The organism is Taibaiella chishuiensis (assembly GCF_003014535.1).
GTDB lineage: Bacteria > Bacteroidota > Bacteroidia > Chitinophagales > Chitinophagaceae > Taibaiella > Taibaiella chishuiensis.
Genome location: NZ_PYGD01000024.1, coordinates 1 through 1,237, shown reverse-complemented (window position 1 = coordinate 1,237; position 1,237 = coordinate 1). Strand labels below are relative to the sequence as shown.

Here is a 1,237-nt window from a genome sequence, read left to right as displayed (position 1 = left end):
GCGTATTCTAAGATCAACACTTAAACAAAAAAAAATTAAGCAACGCTAATATAATTAGGAACAAAAGGTGATTGTCGCTTTATGACGGCAAACATTCTATAAATGATTTTATTTCTGATAATATTGATTGTGCTCATTTTAGCTTTGCCGGCTTCCGTTCTTCGTTGGTAAAATTCTTTTAGTTCAGGGTCATATCTCATAGCGGATTTCGCTGATAAGTCAAGTAGTGACTTCATTTTCTTGTCGGCCAGATGGCTCACCCGCTTTCTTCGCTTGATGCTGGAACCGGACTCGTGATCAAAGGGAGCTGTGCCACAGAAGCAAGCAAACTTTCTGGCATTGCTAAACTTGGTAAAGTTCCTGGTTTTAATTATTGTAGCTATGGATAGTACCTTTCCCACGCCTTTAATGCTTGTTAAAAGCTGGTAAGTGTTATGGAGAGAACTATTATCAATGATGATTTGCTCCATTTGTTCCTCCAGGGCCGCAATCTGCTGTTCCATGACAGCTATTACTTTTAGTTGGGATTTAAGCAACAGATCTGTCTTCTTTATTCCCAGGTTATCATACTCTTTTATGGCAGATAATAGCGCAGCTTTATGCTTTACAAGCCGTTCCCTACTGCTATGAAGCAATTGTAGCCGTTCTATATTAGCATCCGATGGCCCTTCTATTTTAAGGCTTTCCCTTTTCTGGTAACCATAGGCTGCAATCCGCACTGCATCTAGTTTATCATTTTTACCCCTTACCATTCCTATGGACCGTTTTATATCCAGGGCGGATACTTTGACGAAGGCAATATGGTGTGTTCTTAAAAAAGCTTCAAACTTGACACTGTAAAGACCTGTATGTTCCATGACTACAACGGTGTTTTCAATGCCAGCATTATGCTGTTTAAGCCACTGTAACATAAGCTTAAAACCAGAAGCTTCGTTTTCGATCCTTAGATGTTGTTTTGATGAATGGGAAGCCAGGTCGATACTTTTCTTGGAAAGATCGGCTCCAATGTAGTGTACTTCCATAACTTTGCGTTTAAGGTTAAATAAAAGGGTTGCTTAGCCTAAGACCTTTAATTAGTCTTCGAGGACTTACTATTCTAAATAGGCCTGTAGCAACCTGAGAAGGAAGCGGGGACTAATACGCCGCGTAGACCTTGATATCTGTGCCGCAGCCAAGTTCACCCCGTTTCCTTTTCAAAGTTCCTACTTCTTTTATTTATCTCTTTTTTATCTAAAGG

Annotated in this window: 1 protein-coding gene; it reads right to left on the bottom strand. The window is 39.9% G+C overall.

Going from position 1 to position 1,237, the window contains the following annotated elements:
* Window positions 1–35 precede the first annotated feature (35 nt).
* Window positions 36–1,022: an IS110 family RNA-guided transposase gene (locus B0I18_RS24885; RefSeq protein ID WP_106525481.1), complete on the bottom strand. Its 987-nt coding sequence runs from the start codon at window positions 1,020–1,022 to the stop codon at window positions 36–38.
* Between the last annotated feature and the right edge of the window lie 215 nt (window positions 1,023–1,237).